19 protein-coding genes are annotated in these 20,422 nt (G+C 41.3%); 12 read left to right on the top strand and 7 right to left on the bottom strand.

Annotation, left to right across the window (positions count from 1 at the left end; all coding sequences use genetic code 11):
• Positions 1–500 precede the first annotated feature (500 nt).
• Together AC4MC0_RS06400 and AC4MC0_RS06405 are read left to right on the top strand one after the other, a co-directional pair.
• Positions 501–1,355 (top strand): 3'(2'),5'-bisphosphate nucleotidase CysQ family protein, encoded by an 855-nt coding sequence (locus AC4MC0_RS06400; RefSeq protein WP_491887384.1) that lies wholly within the window; start codon positions 501–503, stop codon positions 1,353–1,355.
• Positions 1,356–1,409: 54 nt separating this feature from the next.
• Positions 1,410–2,141: a histidine phosphatase family protein gene (locus tag AC4MC0_RS06405; protein WP_004696597.1), complete on the top strand. Its 732-nt coding sequence runs from the start codon at positions 1,410–1,412 to the stop codon at positions 2,139–2,141.
• Between the two features lie 136 nt (positions 2,142–2,277).
• Here AC4MC0_RS06405 and AC4MC0_RS06410 read toward each other — a convergent pair whose 3' ends face one another.
• Positions 2,278–2,718: a hypothetical protein gene (locus AC4MC0_RS06410; RefSeq protein ID WP_062033110.1), complete on the bottom strand. Its 441-nt coding sequence runs from the start codon at positions 2,716–2,718 to the stop codon at positions 2,278–2,280.
• Positions 2,719–3,127: 409 nt separating this feature from the next.
• On the opposite strand from AC4MC0_RS06410, the gene AC4MC0_RS06415 reads away from it, so the two are divergent.
• Entirely contained in the window at positions 3,128–5,803 is a 2,676-nt protein-coding gene (locus tag AC4MC0_RS06415; RefSeq protein WP_491887385.1) for a M66 family metalloprotease, read from the top strand.
• Positions 5,804–6,034: 231 nt separating this feature from the next.
• Here the strand turns inward: AC4MC0_RS06415 and rpsT are convergent, their stop codons facing one another.
• The gene (gene rpsT, locus AC4MC0_RS06420; protein WP_004696602.1) at positions 6,035–6,301 is read right to left on the bottom strand and encodes a 30S ribosomal protein S20; all 267 of its coding nucleotides are present in this window, start codon (positions 6,299–6,301) and stop codon (positions 6,035–6,037) included.
• A 213-nt stretch (positions 6,302–6,514) separates the two neighbouring features.
• On the opposite strand from rpsT, the gene AC4MC0_RS06425 reads away from it, so the two are divergent.
• From AC4MC0_RS06425 to AC4MC0_RS06435, 3 genes are read left to right on the top strand one after another with little or no spacing between them, the layout of a single operon-like run.
• Complete coding sequence (locus AC4MC0_RS06425; RefSeq protein WP_491887386.1) at positions 6,515–7,180, top strand: Rossmann-fold NAD(P)-binding domain-containing protein; 666 nt, start codon at positions 6,515–6,517, stop codon at positions 7,178–7,180.
• A gap of 8 nt (positions 7,181–7,188) precedes the next feature.
• Positions 7,189–7,701 carry a ribonuclease E activity regulator RraA gene (gene rraA, locus AC4MC0_RS06430; RefSeq protein ID WP_491887387.1) on the top strand — a complete coding sequence of 171 codons (513 nt, stop codon included), beginning with the start codon at positions 7,189–7,191 and terminating at the stop codon, positions 7,699–7,701.
• A 49-nt stretch (positions 7,702–7,750) separates the two neighbouring features.
• A complete protein-coding gene (locus tag AC4MC0_RS06435; RefSeq protein ID WP_004981887.1) occupies positions 7,751–8,530 on the top strand; it encodes a glutathione S-transferase N-terminal domain-containing protein in 780 nt (259 codons plus the stop codon).
• 157 nt (positions 8,531–8,687) lie between these two features.
• Here the strand turns inward: AC4MC0_RS06435 and AC4MC0_RS06440 are convergent, their stop codons facing one another.
• Positions 8,688–9,599 carry an alpha/beta fold hydrolase gene (locus AC4MC0_RS06440; RefSeq protein WP_335999120.1) on the bottom strand — a complete coding sequence of 304 codons (912 nt, stop codon included), beginning with the start codon at positions 9,597–9,599 and terminating at the stop codon, positions 8,688–8,690.
• A 22-nt stretch (positions 9,600–9,621) separates the two neighbouring features.
• Positions 9,622–10,161, bottom strand: coding sequence for a PadR family transcriptional regulator (locus AC4MC0_RS06445; RefSeq protein WP_010326972.1), 540 nt, complete (start codon positions 10,159–10,161; stop codon positions 9,622–9,624).
• 169 nt (positions 10,162–10,330) lie between these two features.
• On the opposite strand from AC4MC0_RS06445, the gene AC4MC0_RS06450 reads away from it, so the two are divergent.
• The 3 genes from AC4MC0_RS06450 (at position 10,331) to AC4MC0_RS06460 (ending at position 14,141) form a co-directional block, all read left to right on the top strand.
• A complete protein-coding gene (locus AC4MC0_RS06450; protein WP_491887388.1) occupies positions 10,331–12,355 on the top strand; it encodes an NADPH-dependent 2,4-dienoyl-CoA reductase in 2,025 nt (674 codons plus the stop codon).
• Between the two features lie 194 nt (positions 12,356–12,549).
• The gene (locus AC4MC0_RS06455; RefSeq protein ID WP_335999124.1) at positions 12,550–12,963 is read left to right on the top strand and encodes a nuclear transport factor 2 family protein; all 414 of its coding nucleotides are present in this window, start codon (positions 12,550–12,552) and stop codon (positions 12,961–12,963) included.
• A gap of 80 nt (positions 12,964–13,043) precedes the next feature.
• Positions 13,044–14,141 (top strand): YheT family hydrolase, encoded by a 1,098-nt coding sequence (locus AC4MC0_RS06460; protein WP_078424912.1) that lies wholly within the window; start codon positions 13,044–13,046, stop codon positions 14,139–14,141.
• A 59-nt stretch (positions 14,142–14,200) separates the two neighbouring features.
• Here the strand turns inward: AC4MC0_RS06460 and AC4MC0_RS06465 are convergent, their stop codons facing one another.
• Both AC4MC0_RS06465 and dkgB read right to left on the bottom strand, forming a co-directional pair.
• Positions 14,201–15,370 carry an MFS transporter gene (locus AC4MC0_RS06465; RefSeq protein ID WP_335999127.1) on the bottom strand — a complete coding sequence of 390 codons (1,170 nt, stop codon included), beginning with the start codon at positions 15,368–15,370 and terminating at the stop codon, positions 14,201–14,203.
• Between the two features lie 8 nt (positions 15,371–15,378).
• Positions 15,379–16,185, bottom strand: coding sequence for a 2,5-didehydrogluconate reductase DkgB (dkgB, locus tag AC4MC0_RS06470; protein WP_335999143.1), 807 nt, complete (start codon positions 16,183–16,185; stop codon positions 15,379–15,381).
• Positions 16,186–16,295: 110 nt separating this feature from the next.
• Here dkgB and AC4MC0_RS06475 point away from each other — a divergent pair, with 110 nt between their 5' ends.
• Positions 16,296–17,186 carry a LysR family transcriptional regulator gene (locus AC4MC0_RS06475; RefSeq protein ID WP_279736198.1) on the top strand — a complete coding sequence of 297 codons (891 nt, stop codon included), beginning with the start codon at positions 16,296–16,298 and terminating at the stop codon, positions 17,184–17,186.
• A gap of 59 nt (positions 17,187–17,245) precedes the next feature.
• Here AC4MC0_RS06475 and AC4MC0_RS06480 read toward each other — a convergent pair whose 3' ends face one another.
• Positions 17,246–17,647, bottom strand: a complete 402-nt coding sequence (locus tag AC4MC0_RS06480) for an internalin (protein ID WP_078388789.1) — start codon at positions 17,645–17,647, stop codon at positions 17,246–17,248.
• A gap of 226 nt (positions 17,648–17,873) precedes the next feature.
• Between AC4MC0_RS06480 and pyrG the strand changes: the two genes are divergently transcribed.
• Positions 17,874–19,514 (top strand): CTP synthase, encoded by a 1,641-nt coding sequence (gene pyrG / locus AC4MC0_RS06485; protein ID WP_004696627.1) that lies wholly within the window; start codon positions 17,874–17,876, stop codon positions 19,512–19,514.
• Positions 19,515–19,545: 31 nt separating this feature from the next.
• Positions 19,546–20,403 (top strand): 3-deoxy-8-phosphooctulonate synthase, encoded by an 858-nt coding sequence (gene kdsA, locus AC4MC0_RS06490; protein WP_004981871.1) that lies wholly within the window; start codon positions 19,546–19,548, stop codon positions 20,401–20,403.
• The last annotated feature ends 19 nt before the right edge of the window (positions 20,404–20,422 follow it).

The following is a 20,422-nucleotide window of genomic DNA, read 5'->3' on the forward strand; positions in this document are numbered from 1 at the left end:
TGTACCGTAATTTAAAAAAACTAGAGGAATGCCGCATTTTTTAATTGATGTATTTGAAATACAGGTTTATACTACACTCGAAATTAAAGCGCTGTAGCTTTTCTTGTTTTATATCCCACGCTCCCATGCGTGGGATTTTTTTGCTCGATGATTTTTCCTAAAGAAATCACTTGGATGTATAAGGCTGAAAAGAAGTTAAGCGTAAGCACAAATTAGAAACGGTCAGCTTGAGACTTTCTCTAGTCTCAATATTTAAGGTGTGGGTAAAGGTAAAGTCAGGTTAATTGGACTACTCAACCTAAAGTCAAAAGAAGAATTGGAATTGAGTGATATTTCCTGAGTGTCTTAGGCGTATAATATTTTTAAGGCAGTGTTTAAAAGTGTTCGCGTGTTCTCACTCTGAGGTGACAGCATACCGTTGAATACGAGGCGATCAGCATGCTGCTATCCCAATAGATGAACTTCTCGATCTATAACTTAATGAATAAAAAGGCGGTCTCATGTTTAAGCCCACAACTGCACCTCAAGATGCACTGATATTGCAACTTGTACCGATTGTGACTCAGGCATGTGAGATTTTACGAGCAGAGTATCAAGCTTATGTTGCAGGTGGTGATTTTACAGTTGAACGAAAATTCGATCATTCACCCGTCACGCAAGCGGACTATCGTGTCAATCAATTTATTACCGAAGCTTTAAACAATACCTTTCCTCATTTGCCTGTTCTTTCTGAAGAAGGGCAGCATGCGTATAGACAGCAGTGGCAGTCTTTTTGGATGCTTGATCCTTTAGATGGTACCAAAGAATTTTTGCATCAACGTCCTGAATTCACCATTAATCTCAGTCTTATTGAGGGTGCGTATACAACTTTTGCTGTGCTGGCTATTCCTTGTGAACAGCAAATTTACTTCTGTCCACTACAAGGTCAGCCTTTAAAATACAATATTGAAAAAGACGTATGGTCTGTATATGTTCCAGTTGAAAACTACAGTGCTGTTCAAGTCGGCTTAAGCCAAAGTAGTCAGAGTAAACCGCAGTACCAAGTGTATTTAGAGCAGTTAGAAAAACTTACGCCTATTCAAGAGTATCGAGCAGGGAGTGCATATAAGTTCTGTATGGTGTTGGAAGATCGAGTCGATATTTACCCGCGCTTTCACCCAACGAGTGAGTGGGATACCAGTGCTGGACAGTGTTTATTGGAGCGGATCGGTGGTGGTTTGGTTGATTTTCAGGGACGACCATTCGTATATAACCAAAGATTGAGTTTACTGAATGGCGGTTTTATTGCATATCGAAATAACGATATGAAAAAACTGGCATTACAAGCACTTGAACTAATGCCTTCGTCGGCTTGAGCTAAAAACTGAGCGTGCTATAGTGTTTTTTGAATTATTGAGTTGCTAGTGATTATGGCCTTAGAGTTACTCCCGCCTAGTATGTTGAAGGCAATCGATTTATTGCCAGATGCAAAAACGCCAGTGACGTTGTTTACACGTCATTCCATTCGTGAAGTTGTTACGGGTCAGGGGCTTGCAGGCTATGATTTACAGTTGACGCATCAAGGGCGAGATTTGGCGGAGGCTTGGGGTTCTTATCTGATCGATAATACGGATCGAGTGATACAACACTGTATTTCTAGCCCAATTCAACGTTGTATTGATACCGCTGCGCTAATGATTCAAGGGGCAGATGGACAAACCCTTGAGCCAAATACCCACCGTATTGAAATTATCGAACAAGGTTTATTGGTTGAGCCAGGCAGTTTTGTTTTGGATATTAAGCAAGCTGGGCCTTATTTTCAGCGTCAAGGTGCTCTAGGATTTATTAATAGCTTTGTTAATAATGCCTTACCCGGTATGAAGCATCCGATTCATGGCGTCGTAGATGTATTGGAACTCATATATAACACGCATCCGAACAATCCTTATGGTCTGAGCCTTGCGGTCAGTCATGACACGATTTTAGCCGCGATTTTGGCGGTTATTTCAGGGCGCACGATTGTGACCAAAGAAGACTGGCCGAAAATGATGGAAGGTCTTTTCGTATGGTTTGAGGGAGATGTGTTTTTGGAATCAAAATTGAAATGGATTTGGCGTGGGGAAATGAATGAACTGAATATTCATGAATTTCAAAATCTGTAAGTGCTTTGTTTATTAATAAAAAATCAGCTATAAATCTCGTTCATTCATTTAGGCGTTCGTTTGAAAGTGAAAAAGAATATATGAGATTTATAGATCGATCATTCGTCAACCTTATTAAATGCTATATCGCATAAGTTTAAATTTTGGCTTTGAGTCGATTGGGAAAATCGAGCAAGTCGATACTCAGGCCTGCATCATTTAAAGGCCATAATGAGGTATTCACTGCTACGCTGTGCTGATGAATGCGATTGTATTTATCTGCAGCAATGAGCGTGGCAATCTCATGATTCGAAAGAGTATATGCATTGACAACATCGGCTGGATATTGAGTACGGTCATAAAACTCAGCTTCCGTTTCCCCTTGGTGCAGTGCAAAAATACGTTCAATTGCAGGTAAATAGACGCCATAGCCTAACCACGCGTCAACGCCCTGAGAGGCCTGAATTTCTGCGGTTCCGCGCATATTTGAGATGACTTTGGCGAGTATGTCTTTTTCACCTTTGGCATAAAAATACTCAATATATTGTTGTTCTGTCGGTTGGAATTTTTCAAGTGTTGGAAGAAATTTATTAATCATGCTATTCCCCAGTAGAACATTCTATGTGGTTTCATTATAAGAAAACAGAATACCATAATTTATTTATGGGATTTTAATCATTTTGGATCTAAAAATTAAAATAAGCTACGTGCTTACAAAGAAAATTAATTGAAATATCTATTTTTTAAAAAATTGACTGACAAATTTTGGCACTATATTGGTGCAAATTCAACTGTATAACTCATCATTATTTTTCATAAATTCAAGCCTTGTCACAGAACTATTATTTTTCGGACATTAGTTTCAAGACCGATAAAAAAATATGTCCTGAAGTGACAAATTATGTAAATTGAATATGAATAGAAAATAGTGTTAAATTCTTAAGCATTTGATTTATATAAATTATTAATGATTTTTAATTTTATTTGTGACTATTTTTGGGGAAGATGTGAAAAGTGTGAATGAGTTCTTGTATTGCAAGCTAGGTCTTTGTGTTGTAACGCTGATGCTTGCTGCGTGTTGTGGTGGAGAGAGTGGAACCGAAAACTCTACAACGCCTGTAGTGAAAACCTATGCTGAGCCTACACAGGATGTGGCTGATGTAAATACATTGGGTTATTTTGATTACGATGCAAACTCCAATACGCGTGTGATACGAAATGACTTAACTGGTAACTTCGAAGCAATGCTGCAATTTGGTCAGAGTCATGTGGTTGATCCAAATGGTAATGAAAGTAAAAAAATGCCGCGGCTGACGATGGAAAAAGAAGCGCTATTGTTAGTTACGCCAACTGATAGCATGGGGAAAATTGATGGTCTGAGTGCTGATATTTACATGAATAATCAGTTGCTCCGCACAGTTACATTTAACGATCCAACTCAGATTCCTCAGTCTGATCAAACCAATACCGATGAGCGTGCGCGTGTGCAATATAGTAAGCGTGCGTGGAGTGCTCGACTCAATTGGGATGAAATACGTCCAGGTTTGCGTATTCAGCTCAAAGATTCTCTTGGACGTCAGGGACAAATTACAGAAGATAAAATTGATTTTGCCTCTCCTGGAGAGTTGGTCTTAAATAATATTCGTATCGGCATGTTAACTGCTCCCCCTGTTTCCAATGGTCACTATATGCTGAATGATCCTGTTCGGGCAGGTTCAGATTACTTTCAAACGATTCCAGCTGCTGAAATGACCGTTGCAAAATATGATGATATTCAGTTAGATCGCGTCATGATTGCCGACGGGACGATTTACGATACGGCAAGTGCCAGCCAAGGCGGAGTTTATGAGGGTGACATGCGTGAAAACGTGGGTAAGTCGACATTTAGCGTAGGCATTAATCTAGCAAACTGGGGCATTACCAGTGCTTCGATGGCAAGTCAAAATCAACCACAATTAACCCAAACCGTAGTTGCACACCATAGCCGTGGAAAATATGCCAATGGCGAAAGTAATCATGGTTTAAGTGGTGGTAACGGCATGCTGACGTTGTATGATTCGGTTGGAAACGAGTTTAGTCATGAAATTGGACACCACTATGGACTGGGGCATTATCCTGGGCAGGAGGGTGATAACCAGTTCTGGACTTCACATCATGCGGATAGTGGTTGGAGTTACATTCCGTATCGCAATATGATGCGGGGTAATTTGATTTGGAATAATAAGGATTTATGGGCTACTTCTACAGGAATTGCAAACTTCTTAGCTTTATATCCACATAGCCGAGATGCAATGTCTGGTGGTTATGCATCAAGCTCAGTTTCACGTTATACCCACTATACGGGCTATAGCACTTATTTAAAAATTCAACCGCATTTTAACCGCTATGTGTGGGACAAGACTTCACCTACAGGCTATAAAAAATGGAATGAAGTCACACGGCAGATGGAAGTGGTTCAGCCTACTATGCCAGATTCTGCTGCACCTGTTTGGTATCAACCAAAGCAAAACTATTTACGCCCACGTGTCTTTGGTGAGCCTGTAGTGACCATTTTGGGTGGCTATGACCCTGTTGCAAAGGTTGGGCTACTATATCCTGCAGCACGTTCAAATTGGGGTAATGTCTATGATTTACCCGCTGCAAATACTGCGTTAAATCAGGATACATGTTGGTTAAATGTACAGTATCCAAATACGGTGACTAATATTGCACTGGCTCCAACACGATTAGGTAGTAATGCCAATAAATTACATGTCAATTTAGCGCTTGCAGATTATCCTCAAAAAGTTGATTTATATTGTAAGCAGGCCAATGCTGCTGCCAAATTATTATCGACGACAGTGATTCCCCAATATGCTACGGCTATTACACCTGCAGTTAAGATTGGTAAAGCACAGGGTTATAAAACCTTACGCGATGTAGAGTTGCCTCTACTTGAGCAAGAGCTACTGAATCAAGCGGCGAACAATATTATTGTTTTGTCACCAAATGGTTCAATGCTTTATCTGTCTTATAAATCGTATAAAAATGAGATGAGTTTAGCTGCACAGCAGGTACTTGAGCGTTATGAAGAGCAAGAAACTAGGTGGATGCGTTTAAATCGTTGGGTAAATGTTTATTATGATGATTTGGCCAAAGATGTACCTGCTGCGATTGATGCACTCAATGCTTTTATCAAACAGCTAGGTTTACAACAAGATGACCCACTTGCACAAAGTGGATTGTTGAAAAATAACAAGAATTGCTTGAAAACAGAGCTGGCATCTAACCAAAAAATGGATGTTTACATTAGTGGCCCATCGGCTTGTACTGCTGATGATACTGAGCAGTGGGTTTATGACAGTTTAGGACGTATCCATAGCAAAGCGGCTATGGGGCAATGTTTAACAGGTAATGGAGGAAGTGCTAAAGTCACCTTGACTGACTGTGTGGCGAATAATGCAGCACAAGTGTGGTCAATGGATGCGACGACGTCTGCTATTAAACAATCAGGACAGTGCTTAGATCTAAACTCGGGTAATTTGGTAAATAACCGTCAAATTGCAATTCGATATAGTTGCTCTGGAAATAATAATCAACGATGGACAATGCTGAACCAAAATACAAGCTTGATTCTAGCTGGGGCAACATCAAGAAACATTGGTATTTTAGTGAAAAACCTGAAAACTCAATCTTTGAATTAAACCACTGCTCATCTGGCAAATGGTTAACATGAAATGAAACGAGCTCCCTAAAAGGGGGCTTTTTTTGTAAGTAGATGTTCTCGTGGGTGCGAGAGAAGGCTGCTGGATTCTATTTAGGTTTTAAGCTGTATTTTTAGGTAGCAGATGTATTAGAAAAGGTATAGGCGTTAGAAAGTTCAAAAAATAGATACAAAAAAAGCCCTTTAAAAAGGGCTTTTTTTAATGCATAAATTAGTTAGCTAAAGCTTTAACTTGTGCATTTAAACGGCTCTTATGACGAGCAGCTTTGTTCTTATGGATGATGCCTTTATCAGCCATACGGTCGATTACTGGTACAGCAGTTTTGTATGCTTCAGAAGCAACTGCGTAATCACCAGCAGCGATAGCAGCTACTGTACGTTTGATGTAAGTACGAACCATAGAACGTAAGCTTGCGTTGTGTTTGCGTGCTTTAACGTTTTGACGAGCACGTTTTTTAGCTTGAGCAGAGTTTGCCACTCGTGCACTCCTTGAAATAGATTGGTCTGGGCGGGCTGAAATTCAAACTGAAAACCACATCAGAAGAACAATCACCAGCCCGTAAACAAGTGGCATATTTTGATTAATATACGCAGTGAAGTCAAGTCTTGACATGCTTTGACTATATTTAAGATACATAAAAATTCTAAAGAAAAGGTAAGATTAGCCATCTGCATGGGAGTTTGTATAAAAATGACACAAAATATAGAACAAGCCATTGTGATTGGAGCGACGGGTTTGGTGGGCTTAAACCTGATTCAACAATTACAACAACTGCCAAGTTGTAGCAAAATTTTGGCTGTGGTCAGAAAGCATAATGTGCAGCTCGATCACTATGACAAAGTTCAGCAACTGGAGCTGGATGATTTTTTATTACTCAACCATGAGGATGTTCAGGGCTACAGTCATGCTTTTAGTTGTTTGGGGACGACTTTAAAGAAAGCTGGCTCAAAAGAGCAGTTTTATGCCATCGACTATGTGGTGAATGCACATTTTGCGGAATTGTTTGTTTTGACCAAAACGCATTATGTGTTGATCAGTGCCTTGGGTGCGCAAGCCAATTCAAAAATTTTCTATAATCGCGTCAAAGGTGAGCTTGAAGAGACCATTCGTGGACTCGATTTATATAAGGTCAGTATTTTGCAGCCATCCTTACTCATCGGACAGCGTAATGAAGATCGCATGCTGGAAGATATATTTCAAAAGACCTATACCAAATTATCGCATTTTATACCAAAGCATTTTAAATATAAGCCAGTGACAGCAGAACAAGTGGCTCATACTATGGTCGAGGCTGCCCAAACGCAGACCGAGAAATTTGAAATATATGATAATTTACGCATACAAAAGACAAAATGAGGGGAAGTGTGGTGACGACAGCATTTGTGACATGCGATTTATTGGATGATCATCCTGAACTTGATTTACAAGTGGTCAGCCCATCGATGGATGGTAAGTTCTTTAAGAGCTATGGTGCGCGTAAAACTTTTGGTGGTGAGGTGGTTACGGTTAAATGCTTTGAAGATAACTCTCGGGTGAAAGAGCTGTTAGCAACAGATGGTACGGGTAAAGTATTGGTTGTGGATGGTGGCGCTTCGATGCGCTGTGCCTTGATGGGAGACTTAATTGCAGAGTCAGCAGTCAAAAATCACTGGAATGGTGTGGTGATTTATGGCTGTGTCCGTGATGTAGATGCCATTGCTGAACTAGATTTAGGTGTGCATGCTTTAGCCGCCATTCCACAAAAAAGTAATCGTAAGGGTGTAGGAGAAGTTGATATCAGCCTGCATTTTGGTGGTGTCACCATTCAATCAGGTGATTATCTCTATGCGGATAATAACGGCATTGTCATTGCAAAAGAAAAACTGGTCGATGAATAAGTACCAACCAGACTCATAACAACATCAACAAAAGATATGGACGTGTAATATGGTGAAGCATCAAATTAAAGTGATTCAGGCTCTTTTTTCTGGGCTTGCGCAAGGTGGACGTGGTGTAACAGGAACGCCGCATCCTAAACAACCTGAGCAACCTTTAAAGCTCTATGAGTTTGAAGGCTCGCCATATTGTCGTCGTGTGCGTGAAGTATTGACTTTGTTGAACTTGGATTATGAAGTGTATCCATGTCCTAAGGGTGGAACTAAATATCGCCCTTTGGTGAAACAGTTGGGTGGGAAAACCCAATTTCCTTTTTTACTTGATGAAAATACAGACACCAAGCTGTACGAATCTGAAGATATTATTCACTACTTATTTGAACAGTATGGCCGCAGTGGTAAAACACCGAAAAAGTATGCACATTATCCAAAAACACCTTATGTTGCTTATGTTGGGACATTGGTAAATGGAGCGAGTGGAGTGTGGATCAATAAGAACATTAAAGATCGCGTAGCGCCAGAACAGCTGTTACAACTTTGGGGATTTGAAGCCAGTCCTTATACTCGGATTGTCCGTGGTTTGCTGACCGAGTTGGAGCTGCCTTTTAAGTTTCATAATGTGCCTAAAGAACGTTGGCAAGATCAAGGCCCAGCAGTACTGCGTTTGAAGCCGGGCAAGTATGTACCTTTGGCAGGTGGAAAGCGTGAGCAAGTTATGCAGGTGATGGGGCGTGATATTCAAGTGCCATATTTGGTTGATCCGAACACTGAAACGGCTTTGTTTGAGTCGGCGGATATTGTTGCTTATCTCAAGCAGACCTATGCAGCATAAGAAAAAGGCACCTCTTAGAGATGCCTTTTTTAATTCCTAAACATTGGTGTTTTATCGGGTTGTTATGATTTTTTGTCATTACAATGGAATGATGAATTGTATTTATCTTCAGCTGTTATAAAAATATTCATTATTTGGTTGATAATACGACACACATTCAAACATCCGTAGCATTGAGGAAACGTGTAATTTCTTGAGAGAATTTGAGTGGTTCACTCAATAAAGGCGTATGCCCGGATTTTTTAAAGACCACTGTTTTTGCATGCGGTACGCTTGAGGCAATCAGCTTTTGTCCTTGAGCAGGATAAAGTTTTGAGTCTTCACCAATAAAAAATGTAGCCGGTCGGTCAAGCTGACGGAGGGCACTGCGATAGTCTTCTTGATGATCAAGATAATTTTGCATATACCAAGCCATATAGTCTAAACGCTGGATCGGGAGCATGAATTTTTGCAAGTATGGCTGTTGAAATGCTTTTTGAAATAAGGCCGCAGTTCGAGATGGCGTGGCTTGTAGTTGAATAAAAGCCAACCATTGCTTAACCAGTTCTGTACGTATAGACGCTGTTAAGTCTGAGACCAAACGATACTGTGCATTTTGGGCCAATAGGTCTGCAATGTTTTGTAGGATGACTTTGAAGTCAGCATGCTTTTCAGCAAATAAACCATGTGGCCAGTCTGCATCTACGCTAATCTTGGGAGTTTGGTCAATGTGTAAATAGTTGCTGATATGGTCTTGAAAGCGACCATATTGTATACCATGCATGGCTGTCGTGGCGCCCATAGAGTAGGCAATCACATGGAATGCTGTATCAGCATATTGATTTAGAAAGCAGTTTAAATCTTGCCAGTGGCTGGAAATTGCATCCAGTGTGGGAATTTTGTACTGTGCTGAACCACCAAAACCCCGCCAGTCAGGAATGTAAAAGCGGTACTTTTTACGGTGTTGATATAAAAAAGGCAGCCATTGCCAACTTTGCATCCCTAAGCCAGATAAAACCAGTACAGGTGTGCCTTGTCCAAATTCTCGAACATAGAGTTTTTCGCCATCTGGTATTAAATAATGTGGCATGGTCCATCCTTTGCGTGGCTTATTATTTTTCGAAGTTTTTAAGTGCTGGAATCATGGTCTCTAGCCACTCAATCCAACCACATTCTAAATTAATTCCAAGTTGTAAAATCATTCTATGTATGTATAAGGTACGATCATTTTCTTCAGCATGACCAAAGTCTTTGGCAAAAATGCTTTGGTAAATTTGTAGTTTTTCTTTGTGTAAGATGAGATGTCGTTCAAGTTCAGGCAAAACTGTATTGCCACCAAGCTGAGCTTCAACACGCAGCCTCACCATTAGTTCTTCGCGGAGCTGAGCAGGTGGGCTCTGCTTTACCAGCCAGTCGGCAAGTTCTGTACGTCCAAGCTGTTCTGCCTGATAGGTTTTTTTACGCGAGGTTGCACCATCATCTTCTATTGTTGAAATCCAGCCTTTGCTCTGCATAGCGCTGAGTTCTCTATATATCTGTTGATGTGTCGCATTCCAAAAGAAGCCCATTGAACGGTCAAAACGACGCGCTAACTCAATACCTGTGCTTGGTTTTTCAATCAAACTGGTCAATAAAACATGAGCTAATGACATTTCGGTAATATTTCGCAATTAAAATGGACGTAGAGTCATTATGCAACATGTTGCATAAAAAACAAATCTCGATTATAAAGATAAACATTATGCAACTTGTTGCATTAAATAATTTGATCTAACCTTGTATTTAAAATACCAGCCAGCGAAAGCACGCCAAGGAGTACACATGTCTAATTACCCGCATTTACTTGCGCCTTTAGATTTAGGCTTTACCACATTAAAAAACCGCGTATTAATGGGATCTATGCACGTTGGACTTGAAGAAGTTGAAGGTGGTTATGATCGCATGGCGGCATTTTATGCAGAGCGTGTCGCTGGCGGTGTAGGGCTAATCGTAACAGGGGGTATTTCACCGAATGATCATGGTGTGACTTTTCACGGTGGTTCTAAGTTAGATACTTTAGAAGAAGCGGAAAAGCATAAAGTCATCACACAAGCCGTACATGATGCGGGTGGTAAAATTGCATTACAGATTTTACATACTGGTCGTTATTCTTATCAGGCTGAAAACGTTGCACCTTCTGCAATTCAAGCACCGATTAACCCTGTAAAACCACATGCTCTTACTTCTGCTGAAGTGAATCAGACTATTGCGGACTTTGTGAATTGTGCAAAATTGTCACAAGTTGCTGGCTATGATGGTGTTGAAATCATGGGTTCAGAAGGCTACTTAATTAATGAGTTCATCGCGGCACGTACCAACCATCGTGATGATGAATGGGGCGGAAGCTATGAAAACCGTATTCGTTTCCCGATTGAAATCGTAAAACGCACTCGTGCGGAAGTTGGTGAAAACTTTATTATTATTTACCGTCTTTCAATGTTGGATTTGGTTGAAGGTGGTTCGACTTTAGAAGAAGTGATTCAGCTTGCCAAAGAAATTGAAAAGGCGGGTGCAACCATTATCAACACAGGTATTGGTTGGCATGAAGCACGTATTCCAACGATTGCAACCAAAGTGCCACGTGCGGCATTTACATGGGTGACCAAGAAGCTAAAAGGTTCGGTTCAGATTCCTTTGGTGACATCTAACCGTATTAATACACCAGAAATGGCTGAACATGTTTTGGCTCAGGGTGATGCGGATATGGTGTCGATGGCACGTCCAATGCTTGCAGATGCTGAGTTTGTACTCAAAGCAGAACAAGGTCGTAGTGATGAAATCAATACCTGTATTGGTTGTAACCAAGCCTGTTTAGATCAAATTTTCTCCATGCAAATTGCGACGTGTTTAGTCAACCCGCGTGCATGCTATGAAACTGAACTGATTTTTAAAGAAAGTGCGGCTAAGAAAAATATTGCGGTGATTGGTGCTGGGCCTGCAGGTTTGAGTTTTGCGACTTATGCTGCTGACCGTGGGCATCAAGTAACTGTTTTTGATACAGCTAGTCAGATTGGTGGTCAGTTTAATATTGCGAAGACTATTCCTGGTAAAGAAGAGTTTTACGAAACACTGCGTTATTTCAAACGTAAAATTGAATTACAACCGAATATCAAATTGGTACTGAATCATACCGCAACTTATGAGGAACTGAGCGCTGAAAACTATGATGACATCGTGGTTGCAACAGGCGTTACTCCACGTGAGCTGACTATAGAAGGGATTGATCACCCGAAAGTGTTGAGCTATATCGAAGTTCTACGTGAGCGTAAGCCTGTTGGTAAAAAAGTCGCGATTATTGGTGCGGGCGGTATTGGTTTCGATACGGCAGAATACTTAAGCCATGAAGGTGAAAGCGGTAGTTTAAACCCACAAAAATTCTATGATGAGTGGGGCATCGACACTAGTTATGCACATGTCGGTGGCTTAAAACAGCCAGTCTTGGAGCAGTCAGATCGTGAAATTTACCTTCTACAGCGTAAAGCGAAGGCAGTCGGTGCAAGCTTAGGTAAAACCACGGGTTGGATTCACCGTACAGGGCTAAAACATCGCGATGTAAAAATGATTGCAGGTGCAAGCTACGATAAAATTGATGATCAAGGTCTCCACATTACAGTGAATGATCAGCCAACGGTTTTAGAGGTAGATCACGTGATTATCTGTGCAGGACAAGAGCCTTATACTGCAATGTACGACCAATTAAAAGCCGATGGTAAAAATGTGCATTTGATTGGTGGTGCGAAAGAAGCAGGTGAGTTGGATGCGAAGCGTGCGATTCGTCAAGGCGCTGAACTGGCTGCGACCATTTAATCGATAACAATCATTTATCCGCTTAAAATTTGTAATAAAGCTCCCTCTCCTATACGGAGAGGGGTTGGGAGAGGTGTTTTCTAAAATCTTATCTTTTCCCTCGAGTTGCCTTTTCCTTGAAACGTAAGTGATGCAAGAGAAGGTGCCTTTATTGCATTGTATTTGAGTGAATTCACTTTCATAAGGACATAAGAATGAGTTTAGCAATAACAAAACAAGCCTTGGTACGCTGGCATGATATGGTCACGACACGTGATATGAGCATCTTAAATGAGCTTTTAGCAGAAGATGTCGTGTTCCGTTCACCGGTGGCGTTTAATCCTTATCCGGGTAAGCAAGTGGTTTTTTTTATTTTAAGTAATGTGATTCAGGTTTTTGAAAACTTTACTTACCATCGTGAATTTTTTACAGAAGATGATTTAAGTGTCGTCCTTGAGTTTTCTGCCAATGTCGGCGAAAAAAAGCTCAAAGGGATTGACATGATTCGTTTTAATGAGCAAGGTCAAATTGTAGATTTTGAAGTGATGATCCGTCCTAAATCGGGGCTAGAGGCCTTAGCTGTACAAATGGGACAGCGAATGGCAGCTTTTGCACCTCAAGCTGGATGATAAAGGTGTGACTTGTTATTTATAGTTAGGCACGAAAATTGATGCATCACCAAGAAAGATAGGAAAAAGAAGGTACTGATATGAATGCTGTGTTCAGTTTGCTAAACCAATTAAGCCAAACGGCGTGGGATCGAGTGACTGGTGCGGAACAACCGAAGCTCTATATTAACCCGAAAGGGCAAATTCAAGTGACTGTTGGGGCGCTTACACAGCTTCAAGAGAAGTACCGACCAACGCCGTGGTTATCCAACACGCATGCCCATCTTTTGTATTTTGATGTGATTCGAAAGCGTCAGATTCAATTGGAATATGATCATTTTGATCAGTTAGAGATGCAAGACGGTGGGGTCACTGGCATCATGTGGTTTGGTTATGACTTACCTGAAGCGACGCCAACGGTTGTGGTTATGCATACGATTACAGGCTCTCCTGAAAGTATGCGTGAGGTGGTGCGTGACTTAAATCGCTATACGGGTTGGCGTGTTGCACTGTGCTTACGCCGTGGACATGCAGACCTTCCAATGCCTGTACCCAAAATGAATCTTTTCGGTTCAACCGATGATTTACGTGAACAAATTGCGTTTATTCAAAGCACATTTCCAAGTTCAACGTTGTATGCGGTAGGCTCTTCTGCGGGAACGGGGCTTTTGGTGCGTTACTTAGGTGAAGAAGGGAGTCAAACCCCTTTTAAGGCGGCCTTTGCCCTGTGTCCGGGCTATAACACTGAGTTGGGTTTTGTAAATGTGCATCCCTTTTACAGTAAAGTCATGACCAAGAAACTGTTTAAGAAATTTATTTTTCCTTACCAGCAAACGTGGCAACAAACAGCGTCTGTATCGCAAGTCTTAATGACCAAAACCTTGGCTGAGTTTGAGTCGAGTTATTATGAAATGGCGGGTTATGTGGACTATGATAGTTATAACCAAGCCACAAACCCAATCTATGTATTTGAAAATGTCACCATTCCATTGCTGATTTTAAATGCAGAGGATGATCCCGTCTGTCACATTAAAAATTTTGAACCGTATAAAGACATGATCCGTCAAATGCCGAATATTGCGGTAGTGACCACCAAAAAAGGCAGCCATTGTGGCTTCTATGAAGGGGCACTTAATACAGAGTCTTGGGCAACCAAGCTGATTGCGGATTTTTTGAAACTGGAACAACAAAAACACTAAGTATAAAAAAGACCTACAGCTGTGTAGGTCTTTTTTTGATTGGTTCAGTCGTGTAAGGCTTAAACCGCTTCACAGGCTTTCTTGCTAAGACCGAACTTCATTTGCAGTAAGACCAAGATCAAGGCCATAAAGCTGAGTGCGGCACCTGCATACGAAACCGCTGCATAGCTGAGTTGCATACTCAGTACTGTTGCACCTGCAAAGGCACCTAAGGCATTGCCTAAGTTAAAGGCACCAATGTTAACTGAAGAGGCAAGCCCAGGCGCATCTGCTGCGACCGACATGACGCGCATTTGCAGTGGCGGTACTACCGCAAATGCCGCCGCACCCCAAATCACCAAGCCAATCGCTGCACCAACGGTTGTTTGTGCTAATACTGGGAAAACAAGCATCATCACCATCAAAAGTACAAGGAAGCCAATCAGGGTTTTCTCTAGGGATAGATCGGCAAACTTTCCACCCAAATGATTACCAATGGAGAAACCAATTCCGATTAACACCAACATCAAGGTGATGGTTTGCGGTGATGCCTGCATAAATACGTGTAGGCTCGGAGCAATGTAGGTATATAACGCAAACATTGCGCCCGCGCTCATGACTGTGGTTAATAAAGCAAGGACGACAGGCGCACGTGTTAAAACGCGCAATTCTTTTGCTACATTCGGTTTAACCACATCGTGATCTTGCGGGAGCGCTTTCCATAGCGCCAACATGGTCATAATGCCTAAGATTGAAATAGCAGCAAAGGCCATGCGCCAACTGGTATTTTGACTGAGCCACGTCGCAAGTGGCACACCGCCAATATTGGCAATGGTGAGCCCCATAAACATCATGGCGACCGCACTGGCTTGTTTGTCTTTAGGCACAACACTGGCTGCCACCACCGAACCTAAGCCAAAGAATGCACCATGGTTTAAACTGGTAATTAAACGTGCACTCATTAAGCTCATATAATCAGGTGCAACGGTTGCCAACACATTCCCAATCGTGAAAATAGCCATCAATAGGATTAAAGCTGTTTTCTTAGGAAAGCGTGCCAGCCATAAGGTCATGAGCGGAGCCCCAATCATGACACCTACTGCATAGGCACTAATCAGTAGTCCGGCTTGTGGAATTGAAACGGACAAATCGTTGGCAATTTCAGGCAAAAATCCCATGGGTGAAAACTCGGTGGTTCCAATGGCAAAAGCACCCACCGCAAGCGCCAAAAGTGGAAAATTAATTTTCATAGCGATGCTCAATCCCAAATCGGTGCTAATCCTTCAGGATTAACTTCACGTTGATTTCGGTCTAATTGCGTAATTGCCATCATTTCTTCACTCGACAGTTGAATCTCTTGTGCCTTTAAGTTGGACATCAAGTGTTCACGTTTGGTTGAAGATGGTATGACTGCAAAACCACGTTGTAAGGCCCAAGCTAGGCTAATTTGTGCCATCGATACTTGATGTTGCTGCGCGATGTGCATTAAAACAGGATCATTCAAAACCTTACCGTAAGCCAGTGTCATATATGAAGTGACATCAATGTTTTGCGCTTGGAGAAAATCAACCAACTTATGGTTTTGTAGGTAAGGACTGAGTTCAATTTGGTTGGTTGCGATGTTTTCTAGCCCAATACTCTCAATCGCCTGTTGAGTCAGCTCAATATTAAAGTTAGAAATACCAATGTGTTCGGTCAAACCTTGTTGTTTCGCTTCCAATAAGTTCTGCATGAGTTCTGTAATGTTTACACCTGTACTTGGGGCAGGCCAGTGGATCAAGGTTAGATTCACTGCATCGGTTTTTAGTTTATGCAAACTTTCTTTTAAGCTTGGAATCAATTTTTCTGCTGAATAATTTTCCGTCCAGATTTTTGTGGTGAGAAACAGATCTTGACGATTGATACCACTGAGTTCAATGGCTTGACCAACTTCGGCTTCATTACCGTAGATTTGAGCAGTATCGACCGCACGATAACCGACTTCTAGTGCAGTTTTCACAGACTCAATGACAGTGTCACCTGTTAAACGGAAAGTGCCTAGGCCGAATTGAGGAACGATATTCATTTTTTGCTTGATAACTTGTTTCATGGAATGAGGCTATTTTGTAGAAAAAAGACTTGCTTAAAAACTGGGTAATTTGCAAAATATTATTGACTATTAATCAATAATTACACATGAAATCAACCATAGAAGAATTAACGGCTTTTGTGAGCATTGTTGATAGTGGCTCTATCGTCAAAGCTGCGCAGCAGTTGGGTCAAACCACATCGGGTGTCAGCCGTGCCTTGCAACGTTTAGAGTCAAAGTTGAATGTGACGTTGCTGGAACGAACGACACGGAAGCTCAAGCTGACCTATGAAGGACAGCAATTTTTGGCAAAGGCGCGTAAAATTTTACTTGATCTGACCGAAGCTGAAGAAAGTCTGCAAAATAATGATGCTGAGTCATCTGGTTTAATCCGGATTGATTCGGCAACGCCTTTTGTACTGCATGTGATTGTGCCGCTGATTGAAGAGTTTATGCAGCGCTATCCAAAAATTGATATAGAAATTACCAATCACGATCAGGTTATAGACTTACTTGAACATAAAACCGATGTCGCGATTCGGTTTGGTGAGTTGGCGGATTCAAGCTTACATGCCAAGCTGCTTTGCAAAAGTCGTTTATATATTGTGGCAAGTCCGATTTATGCACAAAAACATGGTCTACCTAAAAATGCAGCAGAATTAAGCTCACATACTTTGCTTGGTTTTAGTCAGCCTGCACATTTAAATACGTGGCCTATTCAGTTGGAGGATGAACCTTTAACTATTCAGGCCAAAATTAAATGCTCAAATGGTGAAACGGTTCGTCAGTTGGCATTGCAAGGAGCAGGGATTGCGTGTTTGTCACGTTTTATGGTCGAGCAAGATATTCAAGATGGGCGGTTTATTGCTTTGTTGGAAGACCAAATTCAGATCAAAGAGCAGAAAATACATGCAGTCTACTATCAACAGAACTATGTGCCAAAGCGTATTCGTTTATTTATTGATTTTCTTGTAGAAAAATTAAAAGACTACTTATAAATCAGCAATAAAAAACCCGATATCAATCGGGTTTTTTTTAATCATCTAAATAGTGATAATTAGTTTTCTAAAGCTGGTGTCGCTGCTGCAATGGCTGCTGCAACGGCATCGTCTTCAGTTTGTGCATTTGGGTTTGTATTACTTGGACGTGCTTGCGTTGGTTTTTCTTCAGCTTTTGGTGCTTCTGCTTTAGGTGCAGGCTGAGCTGCTGGAGCAGGTGCTGGCGTTTCACGACGGATCTCGGTAGTTGTATTCGGTGTTTCTTCGCGAATCACTTCAACTTGCGCTGGAATCTCAGGCTCAGACGCTGCTAAAGGTTGAAGTTCAACAGTTTGTTGTTGCTCTGTAGTAACGACTTCAACTTGTTCTTGTTCATCTTCTTTAGGTGCTTCTTTCTTTACACATGCTGTTAATAGTAAGCCTGCTGCAATGGCACCACAAATTAAAAGTTTTTTATTCATAATTACATAAAATCGAGTGTTTGAAGGATCGTGCCATTATAACAGCAAAATGCAAGATGAAAATCCTATGAACTTAGCTTAATTTTATCTGCCAAATGCTGATAGAATATCCAATTGTTTATTGTTCTATGAATTGATGCGGATTGACTTTGCTTTATTGGTACAAGGTAAAGTAAAATTGCGCAACATTGCAGGCCGAATTAGGCTCGATTGTACGAGAAACCCAATGACCCATTTTATTTTCGTGACTGGTGGTGTAGTTTCATCACTAGGTAAAGGTATTTCAGCTGCTTCAGTTGCTGCGCTTTTAGAAGCCCGTGGATTAAAAGTAACCATGGTAAAAATGGATCCATACATTAATGTCGATCCAGGGACTATGAGCCCGTTCCAACATGGTGAAGTTTTTGTCACAGAGGATGGTGCAGAAACCGATTTAGACTTGGGTTATTACGAACGTTTCTTGCGTCGTGCGAAAATGACCAAGTTAAATAACTTTACTTCTGGTCGCGTATACCAAGACGTTTTAAATAAAGAACGCCGTGGTGACTACCTTGGTGGAACTGTTCAAGTTATTCCACATATTACAGACAACATCAAAGAACGTGTACTTCGCGCAGGCGAAGGTTATGACGTTGCGATTGTTGAAATTGGCGGCACAGTAGGTGACATTGAATCTCTCCCATTCATGGAATCTGTACGTCAACTTATGGTTGAACTAGGTCATAAGCGCACTATGCTTATGCACTTAACTTTACTTCCATATATCAAATCTGCGGCAGAGTTGAAAACTAAACCAACTCAGCACTCGGTAAAAGAATTGTTATCGATTGGTATTCAACCAGACATTTTAATTTGTCGCACTGAATATGATGTTGATGCAGACACGACCCGCAAAATTGCCTTGTTCACAAACGTTGAAGCACGTGCAGTTGTGGTGTGTAAAGATGCGCGCAGCATTTACCAAATTCCACGTACGTTCTATGAACAAAATGTTGATGACCTGATCTGTGAACGTTTTGGTTTCAATGATTTGCCTGAAGCTGATTTAACAGATTGGGACAATGTTGTAGAAGCACTACTAAACCCTGAATACACGGTACGTGTTGCAATGGTGGGTAAGTATGTTGAACTTCCAGATGCGTATAAGTCTGTGAATGAAGCGCTTTTACATGCGGGCATTCAAAATCGCGTTAAAGTTCAAATTGACTATGTCAATGCTGAAGAACTTGAAAGCCAAGATGTCAATGAAGTATTGAAAGATATGGATGCAATCTTGGTACCGGGTGGTTTTGGTGAACGTGGTACTGAAGGGAAAATGCAAGCGATTAAATTCGCACGTGAAAACGGTGTTCCATTCTTGGGTATTTGTTTAGGTATGCAGTTGGCTGTGATCGAATATGCACGTAATGTCGTGGGTATTAGTGACGCGAGTTCGACTGAATTCAACCGTTCGACTAAGTCTCCATTGATTGGTCTAATCACTGAATGGTTAGATGAGCGTGGTGAAGTTCAACAGCGTAATGTAGACTCTGATCTTGGCGGTACGATGCGTCTTGGTGCTCAAAAATCAGAATTGGTTGAAGGGACTAAAACACGTGAAGTGTATGGTTCAGCAGATATTATTGAACGTCACCGTCACCGTTATGAGATGAATAACCGTTTTATTCCAGCGCTTGAAGAAGCTGGCATGAAAATTTCGGGCTATTCACCTGTACAGCACTTAGTAGAAACAGTTGAAATTCCTCAACATCCTTGGTTTATTGCTGTACAATTCCACCCGGAATTTACAAGTTCACCACGTGATGGACACCCATTATTTGCTAGTTTTATTGATGCTGCAAAAGCACAGTACAAAAAAGCGAAGTAATTTGGGTTAAGCAATAAACTAGGAAGTTTAAATGTCACAATTAAAACCACAAGAAATTGTACGTTTAGGCGATATACAAATGGCAAACCACTTGCCATTTGTACTATTCGGCGGCATGAACGTACTTGAGTCTAAAGATTTGGCTTTTGAAATTGCAGAGACTTATGTCGATATCTGCAAGCGTTTGGAGATTCCTTACGTATTTAAAGCCAGTTTTGATAAAGCCAACCGTTCAAGCTTGAACTCGTTTCGAGGGCCGGGCCTAGAAAAAGGGATTGAGTGGTTAGCTGACATTAAAAAACATTTTAATGTACCCATTATTACTGATGTACATGAACCTTACCAAGCTGCACCTGTAGCGGAAGTTGCGGATATTATTCAACTTCCTGCTTTTCTAAGTCGTCAGACGGATTTGGTTGAAGCGATGGCCAAAACGGATGCCATCATTAACATCAAAAAAGCACAATTCCTTGCACCTCATGAAATGCGCCATATTTTGCATAAGTGTTTAGAGGCAGGGAATGACAAGCTCATTATTTGTGAACGTGGTTCGGCATTTGGTTACAACAATTTGGTTGTAGACATGTTGGGCTTCGACATCATGAAAGAAATGAATGTTCCTGTGTTTTTTGATGTGACCCATGCGCTTCAAACTCCGGGTGGTCGTGCGGATTCTGCGGGCGGTCGCCGTGCGCAAATCACGACACTTGCTCGCGCGGGAATGGCAACAGGTCTAGCAGGTTTATTCTTGGAAGCGCATCCAGACCCAGAAAAAGCCAAGTGTGATGGACCATGCGCGTTGCGTATGTCTCAGCTTGAGCCTTTCTTGGCGCAGCTAAAAGAATTGGATACCTTGGTTAAAGGCTTCCAAAAGCTAGATACACACTAAATTATAAACTCATTGATGC

The organism is Acinetobacter sp. CAU_H_S139_7, from assembly GCF_058599305.1.